Below are 17,809 nucleotides of genomic sequence, written 5' to 3'. Positions count from 1 at the left end.
TTCGCTACAAACGGATGCATCCGCACCACAGATGCCGCTACAGGGGCCATACGCCTTCTGGAGCGCTCCGGCGACCCCCTGACTACACTGACAGTCGAGCATCAACATGCGCATCAGAGGTTATCTATCTTTGGCGGCTGCTTCTGTCGCAGCCGCCGGAGCCGTCGCAGCAGGTGAGCCTCTTTCCACATGCACGCCTGCTGAATCAGTACATGTCGAGTCTAGCGTCGCGCGCCTTCGCGACTGGCAAGGCGTCTATCACGCGTATCGAATCAACCAGTCGTGTAACGGAGAAAACGTCGTTGAAGTGTGGGGAGCATATAGCCAGGTTATATCGAATCTCCTCGCCAAGGACTGGAAGAACATAGATCAACTGTCGCGGCTAACCAGGAAAGATGCCGCATTCGAAACCTTCGTTCTCACGCATTTGTCTGACGAGACGATCCCAGAAGACGTCTTGGCGAAAATCCGCCTGCACGCCTCCAGGGAATGCAACGCCGGTCAGGAAGCTTTGTGCGCGAAACTGTCAAAGGCGAGCGAATAGTCCCCTCTTACCGCCACGGCCGACGAACCCAAAAATACGCTGATCTCGCAGACCACGATTGCCATGCGTATGCCGGCGCTTAGCGCGCAAAACACCGCCCCAAATGCAACCGATGCAACAACTCGGCCTAAGTCAGCGAAATCCCACATGTCTCCGCAATGTCTTTCGGGGAAGCCCCCTGCCGGGCCAGTCGCTGCGCGAGTGCCAGCGACCGGTCACTCGTGCTACCCGGCTCGGACGATGCGAGCAATATCAGTGGGACGACTGTCGCCGTGACGGGTGGCGCCGGGCTATTCAGCGGCACTGTCAGCGGTGCAATTAGTCGACCAACATACGCAAGCTACAATGTCGGGGCGGGTGTTGGGCTTCTAATCGCCGGATCGCTGACCACGACGAGAACGGCACACTTCGGTGTTCGAGATGCCGTGAATTTCTTCAGGAACATTGGCAGCACCACGAGCAGTGCGACCTGTAGCAAAAGCATCGGTCCCTTGGGGATAGATCCGGGAATGACTTATCCCGGCATGTGGTAAATGTTGGAGGATTGTCTTGATATTCCTGTGTTTGTTCGTGTTGGCCCTTGCTACGCATGCAGGCTGCTGGCTGCTGACCGTAGTGTCGGCGTTCGGAGTCATGCGAAACTTCAAAGTGTCGTCAGACCGGTTCTCAAAACGGACGTTATGGAACCCCCTCAATGCCTTAACCGCGCCGTCTCTTCTAACCGAGACGGGACTGAAGTGGCGTCGCCGGGTGTTCATGGCGTTTGGGGGAATGCTGATTTCCTTGGCTGTGGGAGGGTTATCAGCGTTATGCCTGCAGGCCTTAGCCTCTCACGGTTGACCGACCGCGTTTCTTGTAAGTCGACGGCTACCTCGGTCAAATGCGGTGTGGGCATTCGAAATGCGTCCTATCGTGCGGTCGAAGTTATGAAGCCCGTCTCGAACTCGGGCCAGAAATGGTAACGCGAAACGTGCGAACCAGAATCCTGGGCATGGTTACCGCCTTAATTGTTGCCGGCGTGGTTCTGTTTGGACGCGACCGAATCGCTACGCTTTTCGCCGGAACCACCGAAGCACACCTGCCGATCTCCTCGTTATTGAGCGATCTGCAGGCTATACCGTTGCATCCTGGCGACCGGATGGACGGTGGCATCCGCTCATTTGATAAGACGGTCATTGTTGGCGCGACCATGCACGTCTCGACGGACTCGCCAATGGCCAGTGTCATAGCTTATTACGTCGAAACCCTCCCAAGGTTAGGATGGGTACGATCCGACGATGATCGACGACCGGATGAAGTCAAGTTCTGCAAAAGCGGCACGAGCCTTCTGGTACAGGCCTCGAACGATAAAGACCATCCCATTTATTACATTGGCGTCGTCTGGACAAGCTATCGAGGCAGTCAGTCTTACTGCCCAAGGACAGCGACGTAATGACCTAGCACTACCTGCACAGGTCAGGCCGCTAAATCAGCGCCCCGAGTGCAACCGATGCAGCAACTCAGCCTCAGTCAACGAAATCCCACACGTCTCCGCAATGTCCTTCGGCGAAGCCCCCTGCCGCGCAAGGCGCTGCGCGAGTGCCAGCGACCGGTCACTCGTGCTACCCGGCTCGGAAGCAATCGTCACCGTCGGCGCACGACGCACCTGCTCTTCAATATCGCCAAGGCGGTTCTCGAGGCGACGAAGCATCGTGTTGAGTGCCGTCGGATCGATGGCAGGTTCGGCGAGCGGTGCGGGCGTCTGCTCGGGTTCGGCGACGGGCGCGGGTGCCGGTTTCGCGGGCGCGTTACCGAGGCGGCGGAACACCAGCAGCAGGCCGACCAGGTTCAGGGCGGCGAGTGCGATGAGGATGTATCCGACGATCGGGTTCATGCGGGGTGGCTTCCGGGGTTAGCGGGGACACGGTAACTCAGTGGGGGGGAATTCTGAAGATGCAGGTTGGTGCGGTGGTGCGAGGCCTGTCGCCAGCGGGGCTGGCTCCTACACAGAGCGGGGGCGGTAACCTCTGCCGCCGCTGTCAGGCGCGGCAGAGGCGGGGGACGTCGACGAGGGCGATGAAGCCGTCGTCGCGGGTGATGACGCCGGTGACGGGGTCGTCTCGGCGGTTCGCGCGGCCGGGCGGTGGCGGGTCGACTTCGTCGGCGTCGAACTGAAGCATCTCTCCGATCACGTCGATGAGCATGCCAACCGCCGTTCCGCTGTCTTCGAAGACGATGACGCGGCGCGCGTCTTCCGCGCCCGGTTCGAGTGCGCCGTCGAGGCCGAAGCGGCGACGGCCGTCCAGCACGGGTACGATCTGACCGCGCAGGTTGACGATGCCGAGAACGTCTTCAGGACCACCCGGTACCGGCGTGATGTCACCCGGACGGATGACTTCGCGCACGCTGTTCAGCGCCACGGCGTAACGCTGCCCCTTGAGTGAAAAGCCCAGCCAGGCGCCCTGCGCGTTGTGTTGCGAGTCGGTCACGGACCCAGCTCCTTTTCCAGCCATTCGATCAGCGCCGTGGTGTTGACCACGCCGCACTTGGGTTCTTGCGACATGCCGGCCAGCCAGGGCCGCGTGGTCGCGCCGGTGCGCCACTGGATGGCGTCGGCATCGAGTTCCACCGGCTCGTCGACGACGATGCAGGCGATCGCCCAGCCGCGATGGCCGAGCAGAACGACCGATGACGACAGCGCTCCCGCCATATCCGGCGAGATGATCGCCGCCAGATCCGCGACCCGCGCTTCACCGCTGGGATGACGCCAGCGCCCGAGGCATACCGGGTTCGGTACATTGGGCGGCGACAAAGGCGGTATCGGCAGGACGTGACTCACGTCGGCCATCGGCACGGCCAGCTTGACGCCGGCGGCAACGCAAAGCAGGTAACGGTTGTCGACGGCCGGCGCAGCGGACTCGGACGGCGCGTTGCGCCAGGTCTCGATGGCCACCACTTTGACTTCGTTCGGGGTCACCACGGCCGGCACCGCCGCAGGCGTCAGCAGCTCGGCAAGATAGTCGGCGACGATCTGCTCGGCGTCCTGCATGGCGCGCATCACGCGGCGGCATCCGTCGCGGGCGCGGTGGCCGACGCAACGGTGGAAGCGGCATCAACCGCGGGAGGCGCCAGCAATTCATCGAGCAACTGGCGATACGCCAGACCGCCGCGACGTGCGGCCGGCCACGAGGCGAGCGGCACACCGGCCGCACTGGCTTCGCGGATCTGCGTATCGGTAGGAATGACAGCCTGACTGACGCTGTCGCCGTATTGCTCGCGCAACTGATCCAGGCAGACGCGCGAGGCGTGCGTCCGCGAATCGAACATCGTCGGCACAATCGTGCGTGGCAGCGGACGACCGCGCGAGCGCTCGATCATCGACAGGCTGCGCAGCATGCGCTCAAGACCGGCCAGCGCCAATGCTTCGGTCTGTGTCGGCACCAGCAGACGATCGCTCGCCGCCAGTGCGTTGACCATCAGCACGCCGAGCGTGGGCGGGCAATCGAGCAGCACATGGTCGAAGTCGGGCGCGAGTTCGGCGAGCGCCTGGGTAAGCACCAGCCCCATACCCGGACGCGTACCCAGCTGACGGTCCAGCGTGATCATCGCGGGCGACGCAGGCAGCACGCTCAACCGGTCCCACTGCGTGGCGTGCACCAGCGTGCGCACCGGCAGCGGGGCCGCACTGTTACCGATGCCGAACAGATCGTAGACGCTGCCATGCGCCCCGCCTTCGACGCCGATGTAACCGGACAGCGAGGCATGCGGATCCATGTCGATGAGCAGCGTGCGCTTGCCGGACGCGGCGAGCAGACTGCCCAGCGCGACCGTGGTCGTGGTTTTTCCGACGCCGCCCTTCTGGTTGGAGACCGCCCAGGTGATCATCGGCGATTTCCCCCGGCCGGCGCGGCCGCGGCATCGCTGTAGAAACGCGACGGGGCCGCCTTGTCGCTCATCACGACAATCAGCACGCGGCGGTTCCGGTTGCGTCCGTCGTCGGTATCGTTCGCCACGATCGGACGAAACTCGCCCCAGCCGACGATACCCACGCGATGCGGATCCACACCCGTCGTCGTCAGCAGACGCGCCACGGTAGCGGCGCGTGCCGCGGACAGCTCCCAGTTGGACGGGAACGTCGGCGTGGCGATCGGCGTGTTATCTGTATAGCCCTCGATACGCATCGGGTTCGGAAACGGCGCGAGGATGCCGGCCAGCTTGCGCAGCACGTCATCGGCCGGCGCCTGCAGTCTGGCGACACCGACCGGGAACAGCATGTCGGTCTTGACCTCGATCTCGAGCCAGTCCGGCGTCTGCCGCACGTTGACCAGACTCTTGTCGATCAGCGGCTTCATCGCCCGCTTCACTTCGTCGGAAATCTGGCTGAGGCTGGCGTCCTCGGTCTTGCCGACCGTGGTGTTCGCCGCCGTCGCGGCATTCGTGCTGGCCGCTTCCTGACGCTCGGCGGCGGCGCCTTCGTGACCGGGCAACGGCAGGTTGCGCGGCGGAACGGGCACGTCGATGCGGGCGATGGGCGCGGCGGCCGGCGCACGCGACTGATTCGGCAGCGGCACCTGCGCGGCGGGCGTAGCCTCGCGGATCGGCTCGATCACCTTGCCCGTGCCGTTGAAGGCTTCATTGATGGACTGCGCCATCACCTTGAACTTGGTTTCGTTGACGGCCGATACCGCGTACATCACCACGAACAACGCGAGCAGCAACGTGATCAGGTCGCCATAGGGGATCGCCCAGCGCTCGTGATTGATGTGCTCTTCGTGGTGGCGGCGCTTCACGAGAGGAACCCCTGAAGCTTGCTCTCGATGTGCCGCGGGTTATCGCCCTGGGCGATCGAGACGAGGCCTTCGACGAGGATCTCGCGCATCTGCGACCGCTGACGGGCCAGACCTTTCAGGCGTGACGCCATGGGCAGCGCCAGCAGATTGGCCAGGCCGATACCGTAAATGGTGGCGACGAAGGCGGCCGCGATGCCGTGGCCGAGCTTGCTGGGCTCGGCCAGGTTCTGCATGACCGACATGAGGCCCATGACGGCACCGATGATGCCCATCGTCGGCGAGTACGCACCGGCGTTTTCGTAGACCTTGGCGGCTTCGATGTCGTTGTGCTCGCGTGCGAGCACTTCCACTTCGAGCACGGAGCGCATGGCGTCCGGCTCGGTGCCATCCACCAAAAGCTGAAGCCCCTTACGGATGAAGGGGTCCGATTCGCGCTCGATGGCGGGTTCCAGCCCGAGCAGGCCGGTGCGCCGGGATATCTCGCTCCAGCCGACGATGCGGCTGACGAGGTTTTCCGATTCGATATCCGGCGGGCGATACACCCACGGCAGCATGCTCCACGCACGCTTGAGTACCGGCCCCGGCGTCTGCACCAGCAGCGCGGCCAGGGTGCCGAGAAAGACGATGACGAACGCCGCCGGGTTCCACAGGGCATCGAGACTCGAGCCTTTGAGGATGGTCCCCACGATGATGACCACGAAGGCCAGGATCGTGCCGACGACGCTCACGATATCCATGTCAGACAGCCATCCTCAATGAAGGCAGCACCTGCCCACTGTCATCGGCCAGACCGGCAAGGTCGAGCACGAGGGAGATACGCCCGTCACCGGTGATGGTCGCCCCGGCGACACCGGGAACGTCCTTGAGGAACGGGCCCAGCGGCTTGGCCATGACGTCTTCGCGGCCGAGCACTTCGTCGACCAGGCAACCCAGCGTCTGGTGACCGATCTGCACGACGACGACATGGCCGCCCTTCCCGCTCACCCCGGCCCAGTGACCGAGGTCGGCGAGCGGCAAGGCGCGCTGACGGTGCGACGCGACGATGCGGCCGTCGAGCTCCTGGATCTGACCGGGAACGAGCTCGAACACTTCGGTGACATTGGACAGCGGGAGCGAAAGCAGACGATGACCGACGCGAACCATCAGCACGCGCATGATCGCCAGCGTCAGCGGCACCGACAGGCGTACCGTGCTGCCATGACCGACACGCGAGTCGATGGACAGCGTGCCGCCCAGTTCGACGATCTTGGTCTTGACCACGTCCATGCCGACGCCGCGGCCGGAAATGTCGGACACCGTGCTGGCGGTCGAGAAGCCCGGGCGGAAGACGATTTCGTAGCATTCGCGCTCGTCCAGACGCGCGGCCTGCTCGGCGTCCATCAGGCCCTTTTCGACGGCCTTGCGGCGCAGGACCTCGGGATCCATGCCCTTGCCGTCGTCGGTGACGGTAATGACGATGCGGTCGCCGTACTGGCCAGCGGCGAGGCGCACCGTGCCCAGACGCGACTTACCTTCGGCCGCGCGCACGTCAGGCATCTCGATGCCGTGATCCACCGCGTTACGCAGCAAATGCACGAGCGGATCGGCGAGCGCCTCGACCACGGTGCGATCGATATCGGTTTCTTCGCCTTCCGTGACGAGCTCGATCTCTTTACCGAGCTGGCGGGCGAGGTCACGAATGATGCGTGGGAAACGGGAGAACAGTTTGCCGACGGGCTGCATGCGCATGCGCAGCACGGCGTTCTGCAAGTCTTCCGCGACGCGCTCCAGCTCGCCGATGGCACGTTCCATCGGATCGTTGCCGCCGCGCGGTGCGAGGCTGGTGAGGCGGTTGCGTACGAGCACGAGCTCGCCCGCGGCGTCGACCAGGCTGTCGAGACGATGCGTGTCGACGCGAACCGTCGTGTCGGCGGCGGACGCGGCGCGCTTTTCGCCAGCCGCGGCGGGCGCGGCCTTCGCTGCGGGAGCAGCCACTGCCGGCGGTGCGGGTGCAGCGACCGGAACCACGGCGAGCGCAGGCGTGGATGCGACAACAGGCGCCGCACCACCGACCGCACCCGGCGCTGCCGTGCCGTGAAGGGAATCCAGCAAGGCTTCGAATTCGTCGTCGCTGATCGCGTCGTTGTTCGACGGCAACGGTGCTGCGGCAGCGACCACGGGTGCGGGCGTCGGTGCCGATGCGGAAACAGCTGCGCTGTCCGCGCCTGGCGCACCCGTGCCGTACAACGAATCGAGCAGCGCTTCGAACTCGTCATCGTTGATCGTCGCGGACGAGGCCGGTGCCGGCGCGCGGTCGGTGCGCGCGGCGTCGAGCATCGCCTCGAATTCATCTTCGATCGGGTCGTACGCTTTCGGCGCGGAAGGTGCCGCGACCGGCGAAGAGACCGGTACCGCCAAGGCAACGGGAGCCGCGGATACGGCACGACCGGGAATCAGCAGCCGGTCGAGCAGCGAACGCGGCGCGGGCTCGATCGGCACGCCGCCATCGGCGGCGCGCATCATGTCGTTGAGCAGGTCGAGCGACTCGAGCAGCGCATCCATGAAGGCGGCGTTGAGCACGATCGTGCCGTTACGCGCTTCGTTCAGAAGATCTTCGCCACGGTGGCACAGCTCCACCATGGGATTGAGCCCAAGAAAGCCCGCACCGCCCTTCACGGTGTGGAACGCACGGAAGACCGCGTTCAGCAGCTCCGTGTCGTTCGGCGACGCTTCGAGATCCACGAGCTGCTCGCCCAGGCTCTCGAGCAGTTCGCGCGCTTCGATCAGGAAGACGTTGAGCAGCTCGTTGTCCAGCTCCACGCTCATAGCGGGCTCAGAATCCGAATTCGCTGAGGAGGCGATCCACTTCGTCCTGGCTGACCTTGTCCGCGGCCGGCGCATTGCCGCCCGCGAGCGAGCCGGTCAGACGGACCAGCTCGACCAGCGACGACTCGACCTTGGCCATGAACGCTTCGACCTGCGCCACGCGCTGACCGGAAAGATCCTGCCACGACTGGGCTTCGACCATTTCGCCCAGGCCGATGTCGCAGCTCTGCGCGAAATCGCCCACGCGCACGGCAAGCGCCGTGGCATTGGCGCCGAACGCCGGATCGGCGTGATCGAGCACGAGCACTTCGTCGGCCTGCTTCGCCAGCGCCTGGGCCTGCGGACGCAGCTTTTCGCTGAAGTCCAGCGTGCGGTGCGCGGCGGTCGAGCTCATCTCGAGCACGTCACGCAGATGCTTGCGCGCATCGCTCATGTTGCCGGGCACGCCGTCGGTCGAAATGTCCGAAGCGAGGCGGCGCACGGATTCGTGCAGGTCGCGCGCAAGGTGGCCCAGCGCCAGGAACAGGTGCTGCTCGCGGCTGCGGATCAGGTTGTCGAGTGCCTTTTCGAAGGCGGCGCCGTCGTCGGCCTCGAGCAGCTCGCGCAGTTCGGGGACGACCTCTTGGCCGGGGGAGAGCATCGTATTCATCGTTATTCCCTTAGCCCGCAGCCGCGGCGAGTCGTTCGAAGATCTTGTCGAGCTTTTCCTTCAGCGTGACCGCCGTGAAAGGCTTGACGACGTAGCCGTTAACACCGCTCTGCGCGGCGGCGATGATCTGGTCGCGGTTGTTTTCCGCGGTCACCATCAGCACCGGCAACGACTTCAGACCGGCATCGGCGCGGATCGCGCGAAGCAGGTCGATGCCCGTCATGTTGGGCATGTTCCAGTCGGTGACGACGAGGTCGATCGGCTGCGAGCGCAGCAACGCGAGGGCCGCGTTACCGTCTTCGGCTTCCTGGATGAGCGTGTTGGTGAAACCCAACTCGACCAGGAGATTCCTGACGATGCGCCGCATGGTGGAAAAGTCGTCCACCACGAGGATCTTCATGTTCTTGTCCAAAACTGCTCTCCGCCACGTGCTTTTTCTTTACCGGCGACGGCACCGCGATGCCGTCACTGCTTGTCTTTCCAACCCGTCATGCGTGCACGCAGGCGAATCAGGGCCTGGCCATGGATCTGGCACACGCGCGACTCGCTCACACCCAGTACCACACCGATTTCTTTCAGGTTGAGCTCTTCATCGTAGTACAGCGACATCACCAGCTTCTCGCGTTCCGGCAGGCCGTCGATCGATTGCGCCAGCGCGTCGCGCAGGCCGTTCTTCTCGAAGTTGCCTTCCGGGCCCGAGGCGTCGGGGTCCGCGACGTCGATCGCCGCGCCTTCGTCGCCTTCCGGCGCCGTGAGGCTCAGCAACCGCGCGCTCGCCGCGTCGGCCAGAATCTGGTTGTACTCCATGGCGTCGATACCCAGCCGCTTCATCACTTCCGCGTCTTCGGCGTCGCCACCCGTTTCGTTCTCGATCTGCCTCGTTACTTCAGCCACCTCGCGCAACTTCCGGTGGACGGAGCGCGGGGTCCAGTCCGTCTTGCGCAGTTCGTCCAGCATGGCGCCACGAATGCGGATGCCCGCATAGGTCTCGAAGCTGGCCGCGCGAGTCGGCGAGTAATTTCTTGCGGCCTCGAGCAGTCCGATCATTCCGGCCTGCATGAGGTCATTCGCGTCCACGCTTGGCGGCAGGCGGCCCATCAGGTGATAGGCGATCCGGCGCACCAGGGGTGCATGCGTTTTAACCAGTTGATCCGCTGGAACTCTAGTGATTTCAAGGTATTCGCTAGCGACACTCACAGCGGCAGCCCTCCCCCCATCTGGTTCCGTTCGGCGAAAAAGCCGATGCGACCCTGCACCCGGGGTTCGGGTTCACCCCATGTATCGACCGACCGGGCCAGATTCTTGAATCCCACCGCCGAGCGGCTGCTCGGCCAGGCGTCGACCACGGCCGCCTGGCGGCGGATGGCCTGACGCAGGTACTCGTCGTGCGGAACCATGCCCATGAAATCCAGGGACACGTCCAGGAAGCGGTTGGTCACGCGGGCGAGCTTCTCGAACAGCTGACGGCCTTCCTGCGCATGGCGGACCATATTGGCGACGATGCGGAAGCGGTTCACGTCGAACTCGCGGCTCATCACCTTGATCAGCGCGTAGGCGTCGGTCAGCGAGGCCGGCTCGTCGCAGACCACGACCACCACCTCGTCGGAGGCTGCCGCGAACATCGACACGCTGTCGGAGATGCCGGCGGCGGTGTCGACGATCAGATATTCGGGGGCGACCGGGTATTCGTCGAAGGCGCGGATCACGGCGGCGTGCTCGATATTCGGCAGCTGCGCCATGCGGCGCGCGCCCGAGGTCGCCGGGATCACTTTCAGGCCGTGGTTGGCGTGGAGGATCAGGTCCTCGATGCGGCACTCGCCTTCGAGCATGTGGCCCAGATGGCGCGTGGGCTGCAGGCCCAGCAGCACATCGATGTTCGCCATGGCCAGATCCGCGTCCAGCAGGACCACGTCACGGCCGCCCATCGCAAGCGCCATGCCGAGGTTGACCGCCACCGTGGTCTTGCCCACGCCGCCCTTGCCGCCCGCCACCGCGATGCTGCGCGTGGGACGACGGTCGGCGAGCCAGTTGAGCCCAGCAGCCTGGGTGGAATCGACGTGTGTGTTCATGAAGGAATTCACTGCCGTGAAGGGGTGTGCGGATGCGGATGCCGTGGTCACGTTACTTCAGTTCCCGGTGTCAGGCGATGGCTGGCGCGGTGGAGAAGCCGAAACGGTCGGCGAGAATCGCGTCGTCCGGTTCGTCGGTGCGCTGCTTGACGAGTTGAGCGGCCAGGCAGACGAGTTTGCGCGCATCCGCGGAGGCGATGTCTTCCGGCACGCGCTGACCATCCGTGGTGTAGTCGAGCGGCAGACCGTGACGGATGACGGCCGACAGGGCACCGCCGATTAGCGGGGCCTCGTCGAGCTTGGTCAGAATCGCGGTCTGCGGCGCCAGCGGCGCGTAGGCACGGATCGCGTTGTCGATGGCCTGTGCCTGCGCGTTCGCGGCAAGCACGAGGCAGACACGCACCTCGGTCATCGCGCGCAGGGTGTCGAACTGCTGCTGCAGCTTGGGGTCGTTACCGGCCAGGCCGGCGGTGTCGATCAGTACGGTGTGCTTGCCACGCAGCTGGAGCAGCACGTTGCGGAGGCTCTGTGCATCGTGGGCGTTGTAGACGCGCACGCCGAGCAGGCGGCCGTAATGTTCCAGCTGGGCGCCCGCACCGATGCGGTACTGGTCGGCACTGATCAGCGCGACGTTCGAGGCGCCGTGGCGGAGCACCGCACGCGCCGCGAGCTTGGCGATGGTGGTGGTCTTGCCAACGCCCGTCGTGCCGACCAGAGCGGTGACGGCGCTACCGGCGGTATCGGCATTGCGGCCGCTGGTACGGATGTTGCGCGAGAGGATGCCCAGCGGCAGGTAGCGGGCCTGCTCGGCGGTCATGCCCGGCGGCAGCTCGGCGCAGAGCGCGCGGGCCACGTCGCCGTCGATGCCCAGGCGGGTCATCTCGCGGAGCACGCGGGCGCGCAGCGGCTGGTCGCGGTCCATCTGATTCCAGGCGAGCGTGGACAGCTGCACTTCCAGCATCTCACGCAGGCTGTTGATCTCGGCACGCACGCCATTGACGGCGGCGTCGCTGTTCGCGTTGTGGTTCGGGGCGACCGTCGCGGCGCGCACCACATCGGCGACGCTGGCGGCGAGCGCGGCGCTCGACTGACGCTGCGGCGCATTCGGATTCGCGACCGGCGGAGCGGCGGGCGCCGGAGCACCGCGCGTCACACGTTCGACAGCGGCGGCGGTCGCGGCCTTGGCCTGATCGATGCGGGCGGCGAAGTCGTTCTCGCGGCGCACGCGGATCGGGGCTTCCTCACGCTCGCGCGGCGGAAGATCGACACCGAAGCCGGCTTCACGCACCAGCGCTTCGTCGTAATCCAGCGCCGCGATGATCTCGATGCCGTCGTCCAGCCGACGGGTCGACAGGATCACGGCATCCGGGCCCTGCTCGTCGCGCACCTGGCGCATGGCCTGGCGCATGTCGGGGGCTACGAAGCGTTTGATTTTCATGCGTTCGATCCTGTGTCCATGTTCATTCCCCACTTACCTGCCGAGCGCCGTCACCAGCTTGACGCGTCGGTTATCCGGAACTTCGTTGTAAGCGAGTACATGCAGGTTTTGGGCCACATGACGCGTGAAGCGCGAAAGCCATGGACGAAGCGCGGGAGAGACCAGCAATACCGCCGGTTCGCCGGCCGCTTCCTGACGTCGTGCGGCCTCGGCGACGTTCTGCTGAAGACGATCGGCCAGACCCGGCTCCACCGCCGCGCCGGTCGGACCGCCACCCTGCAGCGACTGCAGCAGGATCTGCTCGAGTTCCGGCGCCAAAGTAATGACGGGCACTTCCGAACCCAGGCCGGCGATCTCTTGCACGATCTGACGACCGAGCGTGACGCGTACGGCGGCGGCGAGCACGCCGGGATCCTGACTCTGGCCCGCGTGCTCCGCCAGCGACTCGACGATGCCGCGGAAGTTGCGGATGGGCACGCGCTCGGCGAGCAGGTTCTGCAGCACCTTGACCACCGCGCCCAGCGACAGCCGCTTGGGCACGAGATCTTCGACCAGCTTCGGCGTCTGCTGGGCCAGACGGTCGAGCAACTGCTGCACGTCCTGGTGGCCTATGAGTTCGTGGGCGTGGTTCTGCAGAATGTGCGACAGGTGCGTGGCGATGACGGTGGCCGGGTCGACCACGGTGTAGCCCAGCGTCTGCGCGTGCTCGCGCATGCCCGGCTCGATCCACACGGCATCGAGGCCGAAGGCGGGATCGCGCGTGGCGATGCCATTGATCGTCCCGTGCACGCGGCCCGGATCGATCGCGAGCATGCGCTCGGTATGGATTTCGGCCTCGCCCATCGGCACGCCCATCAGCGAAATGCGATAGCCGTGCGGTGCGAGATCGAGGTTGTCGCGAATGTGGACGGACGGGACGAGAAAGCCGAGCTCCTGCGACAGCTTGCGACGCACGGATTTGATCCGCGCCATGAGCTCGCCGCCCTGCGCCTTGTCCACCAGCGGAATCAGGCGATAGCCGACTTCCAGGCCGATGGTATCGACCTGCGCCACGTCTTCCCACGAGAGTTCGAGACGCTCGGCCGGCGGCGCGGACTCCAGCGCCAGATCGGTACCCGGGGCGCCCGGTGCGCCGGTGGCGCCACCCTCGGCGACGAGGTTCTTGCGCTGCTGCAGCTTCCACGCGGCAAAGCCGGCGCCTCCGGCCAGCAGCAGGAACGGAATGTTCGGCATCCCGGGGATCAGACCCATCGTGCCGAGCACGGCGGCGGCCACGCCCAGCGCCTTGGGCTGACCGAACAGCTGGCCCATCACGTGCTTGCCCATCTCCTGCGACTTGGACACTCGGGTGACGATGACCGCCGTGGCGATCGAGAGCATCAGGCCGGGGACCTGGGCGACGAGGCCGTCACCAATGGTCAGCAGCGTGTAGGTACGCGCGGCTTCGCCGGCCGACAGGCCATGCTGGAACATGCCGATGAAGAAACCGCCCAGCATGTTGATGGCGAGGATGAGCATGCCCGCCGTGGCATCGCCGCGGACGAACTTGGACGCACCGTCCATCGAGCCGTAGAAGTCGGCTTCCTCACGCACTTCCTGGCGGCGCTCGCGCGCCTGTTCCTGGGTCAGCAGACCGGCGTTGAGATCGGCGTCGATCGCCATCTGCTTGCCGGGCATGGCGTCGAGGGTGAAGCGGGCGGTCACTTCGGACACGCGGGTGGCGCCCTTGGTGACGACCACGAAGTTGATGATGGTGAGGATGGCGAAGACGACGAAGCCGACGGCGAAGTTGCCGCCGATGACGAACTCGGCGAAGGCCTCGATGACCTTGCCCGCGGCGCCCGGGCCGTTATGACCGTGCAGCAGCACCACGCGGGTGGAGGCGATGTTCAGCGCCAGGCGCAGCAAGGTGGCGAACAGCACCACCGTCGGGAACGAGGCCAGCTCCAGCGGGCGCATCACGTACATGGTGGCGAGCAGGATCACCAGCGACAACGCGATGTTGAAGGTGAACAGCAGGTCCAGCATGAAGGGCGGCAGCGGCAGCATCATCATGCCGAGCATGATCAGCATGGCGACCGGCGCCGCGACGCCTCGGCGGCCGATCTGCCGGAACGTACCCATCAGGTTGGTGGAAGCGGCCATTCGTCAGTTATCCATGCGGTAGGGGCCGAGCAGGTCCGGGTCGATCTCCTGCTTCGGTAGCTCCGGCGGGAGATCGCCCATGGCGATCGCCTGCTTCAGCCGGAACACGTAGGCCAGAATCTGGGCCACCGCGACATACAGCGCCGACGGGATTTCGCGTCCGATTTCCGTAGTTGCATACAAGGCTCGTGCCAACGGAGGCGCTTCCACCACAGGAATCTTCGCCCCACCCGCCACATCGCGGATCTGCTGGGCCAGGACGTCCACACCCTTGGCCACCACGCGGGGCGCTCCCATGCGGTTTTCGTCGTATTTCAGGGCCACGGCGAAGTGCGTCGGGTTGGTCACGATGACGTCCGCGGTGGGCACGTCTTCCATCATCCGGCGGCGTGCCATCTGGTGCTGCATCTGCCGGACTTTTGACTTCAGCTCGGGACTGCCCTCGCTTTCCTTGTGCTCGTCCTTCACCTCCTGCTTGGTCATCTTCATCTTCTTGGTGAAGCTGTACTTCTGCCAGGGCGCGTCGACCAGGGCCACGGCGCCGAGCGCCACCGCGAAGATCAGCGAGGCGTGGCCGAAAATCCCGAAGGCTCGGGCGATGCCTTCGGCCACCGGACCCGTGCCGCCCATGTACATCTCGGTCGTGCTTTTCCGCAGGAACCAGACCAGCGTGCCGCCGATCAGGATGAGCTTGAGCACCGACTTGCCCAGCTCGACCAGGCCGTTGAGGGACACCAGCCGGCCGAAGCCCTTGATCGGGTCCAGACGGTCGAACTTCGGAATGAGCGCCTCGAAGGAAAAGTTCAGGCCGCCCATGAGGGTCGGCGCGGCCACCGACGCGATCATCGTCGCGATGAACACGGGCGCCAGCATCCAGAAACCTTCCATCACGGCGGTCATCAGCGCGTGGTAGAGGCCATTGGCGGCGAACAGGTCATCGCGCCCGTAACGCAGGCCGACATGCATGATGTTGGCCGCGTGCATGGACATCTGGTCGCGCGAGGCGATCAGGGTGGCGACGCCCGCCAGCACCACCACGGCGGTCGACAGGTCGCGCGAGCGCGGCAGATCGCCCTTCTCGCGGGCTTCGCGAAGGCGTTTGTCACTGGGTGATTCGGTTTTGTCCTCGTTGTCGGCGCCCTCGGCCATGGCCGGTTACCTCCCGATCAACTGGCGCATGGTGTCCCACGCGGCCGTCTGCAACGAGTCGAACGCACCGGGAAGGGCGCGCAGCGAAAGCCATACGGCGAGGACGCCGAGGCAGATCGTGATCGGAAAGCCGACCGCGAAGAGATTCATCGATGGCGCCGACCGGCTGATGGCGCCGAAACCGAGGTTGACCACCAGCACCGCGGTCAGGGCCGGCAGGGCGACGCGCACGGCGCCGGAGAACAGATGCGACGCGAAGCTCAGGACGCCCCACAGGCCATCGGCGCCGATGCCACCGTCGCCCACGGGCATGCTGCGAAAGCTGTCGGCCAGCAGCGAAATGAGCTGGAGATGGCCGTTCAACACCAGAAACATCAGGGTGACGAGCATCGTGTAGAACTGGCTGATGACCGGCGTGGTGCCGCCGACACCCGGGTTCACCGTCTCGGCGAAACCCAGGCTCATGGCCTGTGAAAGGAACTGGCCGCCAAACGCCACGGCCTCGAAAACCAGCTTGAGGATGAAGCCCAGCGCCGCGCCGATCAGCACCTGCTGCGACATCACGGCCACCCCCGCGGCCGACAGCGGCCGGATATCCAGCGGCGCCAGCGGGGCCAGCACCATGGTCAGCAGCACGGTCAGACCGAGGCGGATACGCATCGGGATCATCGTCGAGCCGAGTACCGGCGCGACCAGCATGAGCCCGGAGATGCGGGCCAGCGCCCACATGGCGCCGCCGACCCACCCATCGAGCTGGCCCAGGTCGATCGGCATCAGCGGACCGCCTGAGGCAGGCTCTCGATGAGCGTGCGGGTGAACTGCACCAGCGTACGCAGCATCCACGGGCCGGTGATGATCATCACCAGCGCCATGCAGATCAGCTTCGGGATGAAGCTCAGGGTCTGCTCGTTGATCTGGGTCGCGGCCTGGATCATGCCCACCAGCAAGCCCACCGCCAGCGCGGTGAGCAACAGCGGGGCACCGATCAGCATGGCGACGTGCAGCGCCTGCTGGCCGAACGCGATGACCGATTCCGGCGTCACTGGAAGAAGCTCCCCGCCAGCGTGCCGAGCAGCAGTGTCCAGCCGTCGACCAGCACGAACAGCATGATCTTGAACGGCAGCGAGATGATCATCGGCGAGACCATCATCATGCCCATCGACATCAGCACGGAGGCCACGACGAGGTCGATGATCAGGAACGGGATGAACAGCAGGAAGCCCATCTGGAAGGCGGTTTTCAGCTCGCTGGTGACGAAGGCGGGCAGCGCCACGCGATACGGCACGGCGTCCTTGTCGGCGTACGGCTGCTCGCCGGCCAGCCTGGTGAACAGCTGCAGGTCGGGCTCACGCGTCTGCTCGAGCATGAAGTGACGGAACGGTGCGGCGGCCAGCGGCAGCGCGTCCTGCACGGTCATCTGACCGTCCATATACGGCTTGATCCCGGCGTCATACGCCTTGTTGATCACCGGCGTCATCACGAACAGGGTGAGGAACAGCGACAGCCCCAGGATCACCTGGTTGGGTGGCGTGCTGTTGGTACCCAGCGCCTGGCGCAGGAAACCCAGGACGATGATGATCCGCGTAAACGAGGTCATCATCAGCAGGATCGCCGGCAGCGCGGTGAGCGCCGTCATCAGCGCCAGCATCTGGATCGACAGCGACCAGGTCTGGCCGCCATTGGCGCCCGGCTGCACGTTCAGCAGCTGAATGCCCGGCGGATCCGCCGCGAACGAAGCCAGCGGCAACATCAGCAGCACAAAAAACGCCACCCATGTGCAGCACCTCCTGTAGGAGCCCGCCCCGCGGGCGACCCGAGCCCGCCTCACGACCGCTTCCACTGAGCAAGCACGTCCCGAAACCCACGCATCGCCGGCGCCGCGGGCACGGAAGGATCGTCCGACACCGGCGTCTCCAGCACATGCAACGTACGCAGCCCGCCCGCAGGCGACGCACCCACCAGGATCTGCGTGCCGCCAACCTCCAGCAACATCACTTTTTCCTTGATGCCCACGGGCATCGATTCGATGACGCGGATCTTCCGGCCACCCGGACTCACCCGTGCCTGAGCACGACGAGCCATCCAGCCGACGAAGAAAATGAGCGCCACGACGCCGAGCAGGCTGATCAGGACGCGGACCAGTTCCGCGCCCGAATCGACCGCCGGAGCGGCGACCGGAGCCGCCATCAGGGCGCAGGGAAGGGAGCCACCGGCGAAGGCGGCGACAGTACGGCGCATGGG

The 17,809-nt window shown here is 65.3% G+C and carries 20 protein-coding genes; 2 read left to right on the top strand and 18 right to left on the bottom strand.

Features of this window, described 5'->3' with window-relative positions:
- The first annotated feature begins 106 nt into the window (after positions 1-106).
- On the top strand, positions 107-544 hold the full coding sequence (locus BLT40_RS19860; protein ID WP_143025807.1) for a hypothetical protein: 438 nt from the start codon (positions 107-109) through the stop codon (positions 542-544).
- Positions 545-1,535: 991 nt separating this feature from the next.
- A complete protein-coding gene (locus BLT40_RS19855) occupies positions 1,536-1,976 on the top strand; it encodes a hypothetical protein (RefSeq protein WP_139382809.1) in 441 nt (146 codons plus the stop codon).
- Positions 1,977-2,012: 36 nt separating this feature from the next.
- On the opposite strand, the gene BLT40_RS00475 is transcribed toward BLT40_RS19855, so the two are convergent.
- The 18 genes from BLT40_RS00475 to fliO form a co-directional block, all read right to left on the bottom strand.
- Positions 2,013-2,417 (bottom strand): DUF2802 domain-containing protein, encoded by a 405-nt coding sequence (locus BLT40_RS00475; protein WP_043695293.1) that lies wholly within the window; start codon positions 2,415-2,417, stop codon positions 2,013-2,015.
- A gap of 145 nt (positions 2,418-2,562) precedes the next feature.
- Entirely contained in the window at positions 2,563-3,012 is a 450-nt protein-coding gene (locus BLT40_RS00470) for a chemotaxis protein CheW (protein ID WP_239709099.1), read from the bottom strand.
- On the bottom strand, positions 3,009-3,581 hold the full coding sequence (locus BLT40_RS00465) for a hypothetical protein (RefSeq protein ID WP_079522550.1): 573 nt from the start codon (positions 3,579-3,581) through the stop codon (positions 3,009-3,011). The genes BLT40_RS00470 and BLT40_RS00465 overlap by 4 nt, the downstream gene beginning before the upstream one ends.
- Entirely contained in the window at positions 3,581-4,408 is an 828-nt protein-coding gene (locus BLT40_RS00460) for a ParA family protein (RefSeq protein ID WP_079522549.1), read from the bottom strand. The genes BLT40_RS00465 and BLT40_RS00460 overlap by 1 nt, the downstream gene beginning before the upstream one ends.
- Entirely contained in the window at positions 4,405-5,313 is a 909-nt protein-coding gene (gene motD, locus BLT40_RS00455) for a flagellar motor protein MotD (RefSeq protein WP_079522548.1), read from the bottom strand. Before motD ends, BLT40_RS00460 begins: the two co-directional genes overlap by 4 nt.
- The gene (locus tag BLT40_RS00450) at positions 5,310-6,050 is read right to left on the bottom strand and encodes a flagellar motor protein (protein ID WP_036111245.1); all 741 of its coding nucleotides are present in this window, start codon (positions 6,048-6,050) and stop codon (positions 5,310-5,312) included. The genes motD and BLT40_RS00450 overlap by 4 nt, the downstream gene beginning before the upstream one ends.
- A gap of 1 nt (position 6,051) precedes the next feature.
- Positions 6,052-8,118, bottom strand: a complete 2,067-nt coding sequence (locus BLT40_RS00445; protein WP_090350691.1) for a chemotaxis protein CheA — start codon at positions 8,116-8,118, stop codon at positions 6,052-6,054.
- 7 nt (positions 8,119-8,125) lie between these two features.
- On the bottom strand, positions 8,126-8,767 hold the full coding sequence (locus BLT40_RS00440; protein ID WP_176809059.1) for a protein phosphatase CheZ: 642 nt from the start codon (positions 8,765-8,767) through the stop codon (positions 8,126-8,128).
- Positions 8,768-8,777: 10 nt separating this feature from the next.
- Positions 8,778-9,179 (bottom strand): chemotaxis response regulator CheY, encoded by a 402-nt coding sequence (gene cheY, locus BLT40_RS00435; protein WP_036111237.1) that lies wholly within the window; start codon positions 9,177-9,179, stop codon positions 8,778-8,780.
- A 53-nt stretch (positions 9,180-9,232) separates the two neighbouring features.
- Positions 9,233-9,964, bottom strand: coding sequence for an RNA polymerase sigma factor FliA (locus tag BLT40_RS00430; RefSeq protein ID WP_036111235.1), 732 nt, complete (start codon positions 9,962-9,964; stop codon positions 9,233-9,235).
- Positions 9,961-10,836, bottom strand: a complete 876-nt coding sequence (locus BLT40_RS00425; protein ID WP_090350687.1) for a MinD/ParA family ATP-binding protein — start codon at positions 10,834-10,836, stop codon at positions 9,961-9,963. Before BLT40_RS00425 ends, BLT40_RS00430 begins: the two co-directional genes overlap by 4 nt.
- 70 nt (positions 10,837-10,906) lie before the next feature.
- On the bottom strand, positions 10,907-12,274 hold the full coding sequence (gene flhF, locus BLT40_RS00420; RefSeq protein WP_090350684.1) for a flagellar biosynthesis protein FlhF: 1,368 nt from the start codon (positions 12,272-12,274) through the stop codon (positions 10,907-10,909).
- 33 nt (positions 12,275-12,307) lie between these two features.
- Positions 12,308-14,419 (bottom strand): flagellar biosynthesis protein FlhA, encoded by a 2,112-nt coding sequence (flhA, locus tag BLT40_RS00415; RefSeq protein ID WP_079522544.1) that lies wholly within the window; start codon positions 14,417-14,419, stop codon positions 12,308-12,310.
- Between the two features lie 3 nt (positions 14,420-14,422).
- Entirely contained in the window at positions 14,423-15,568 is a 1,146-nt protein-coding gene (flhB, locus tag BLT40_RS00410) for a flagellar biosynthesis protein FlhB (protein ID WP_079522543.1), read from the bottom strand.
- Positions 15,569-15,574: 6 nt separating this feature from the next.
- A complete protein-coding gene (gene fliR / locus BLT40_RS00405) occupies positions 15,575-16,342 on the bottom strand; it encodes a flagellar biosynthetic protein FliR (protein ID WP_255363904.1) in 768 nt (255 codons plus the stop codon).
- Positions 16,342-16,611, bottom strand: coding sequence for a flagellar biosynthesis protein FliQ (gene fliQ, locus BLT40_RS00400; RefSeq protein WP_036111221.1), 270 nt, complete (start codon positions 16,609-16,611; stop codon positions 16,342-16,344). Before fliQ ends, fliR begins: the two co-directional genes overlap by 1 nt.
- Positions 16,608-17,318, bottom strand: a complete 711-nt coding sequence (gene fliP, locus BLT40_RS00395; protein ID WP_079522581.1) for a flagellar type III secretion system pore protein FliP — start codon at positions 17,316-17,318, stop codon at positions 16,608-16,610. Before fliP ends, fliQ begins: the two co-directional genes overlap by 4 nt.
- Before the next feature lie 74 nt (positions 17,319-17,392).
- A complete protein-coding gene (fliO, locus tag BLT40_RS00390) occupies positions 17,393-17,806 on the bottom strand; it encodes a flagellar biosynthetic protein FliO (protein ID WP_239709101.1) in 414 nt (137 codons plus the stop codon).
- Positions 17,807-17,809 lie beyond the last annotated feature (3 nt).

It is taken from the genome of Dyella sp. 333MFSha (genome assembly GCF_900102405.1).
In the GTDB taxonomy this organism is placed as follows: Bacteria; Pseudomonadota; Gammaproteobacteria; order Xanthomonadales; family Rhodanobacteraceae; genus Luteibacter; species Luteibacter mycovicinus.
Note: the sequence above shows the minus strand (reverse complement) of the source record. Positions and strands in the feature narration are given on the sequence as shown.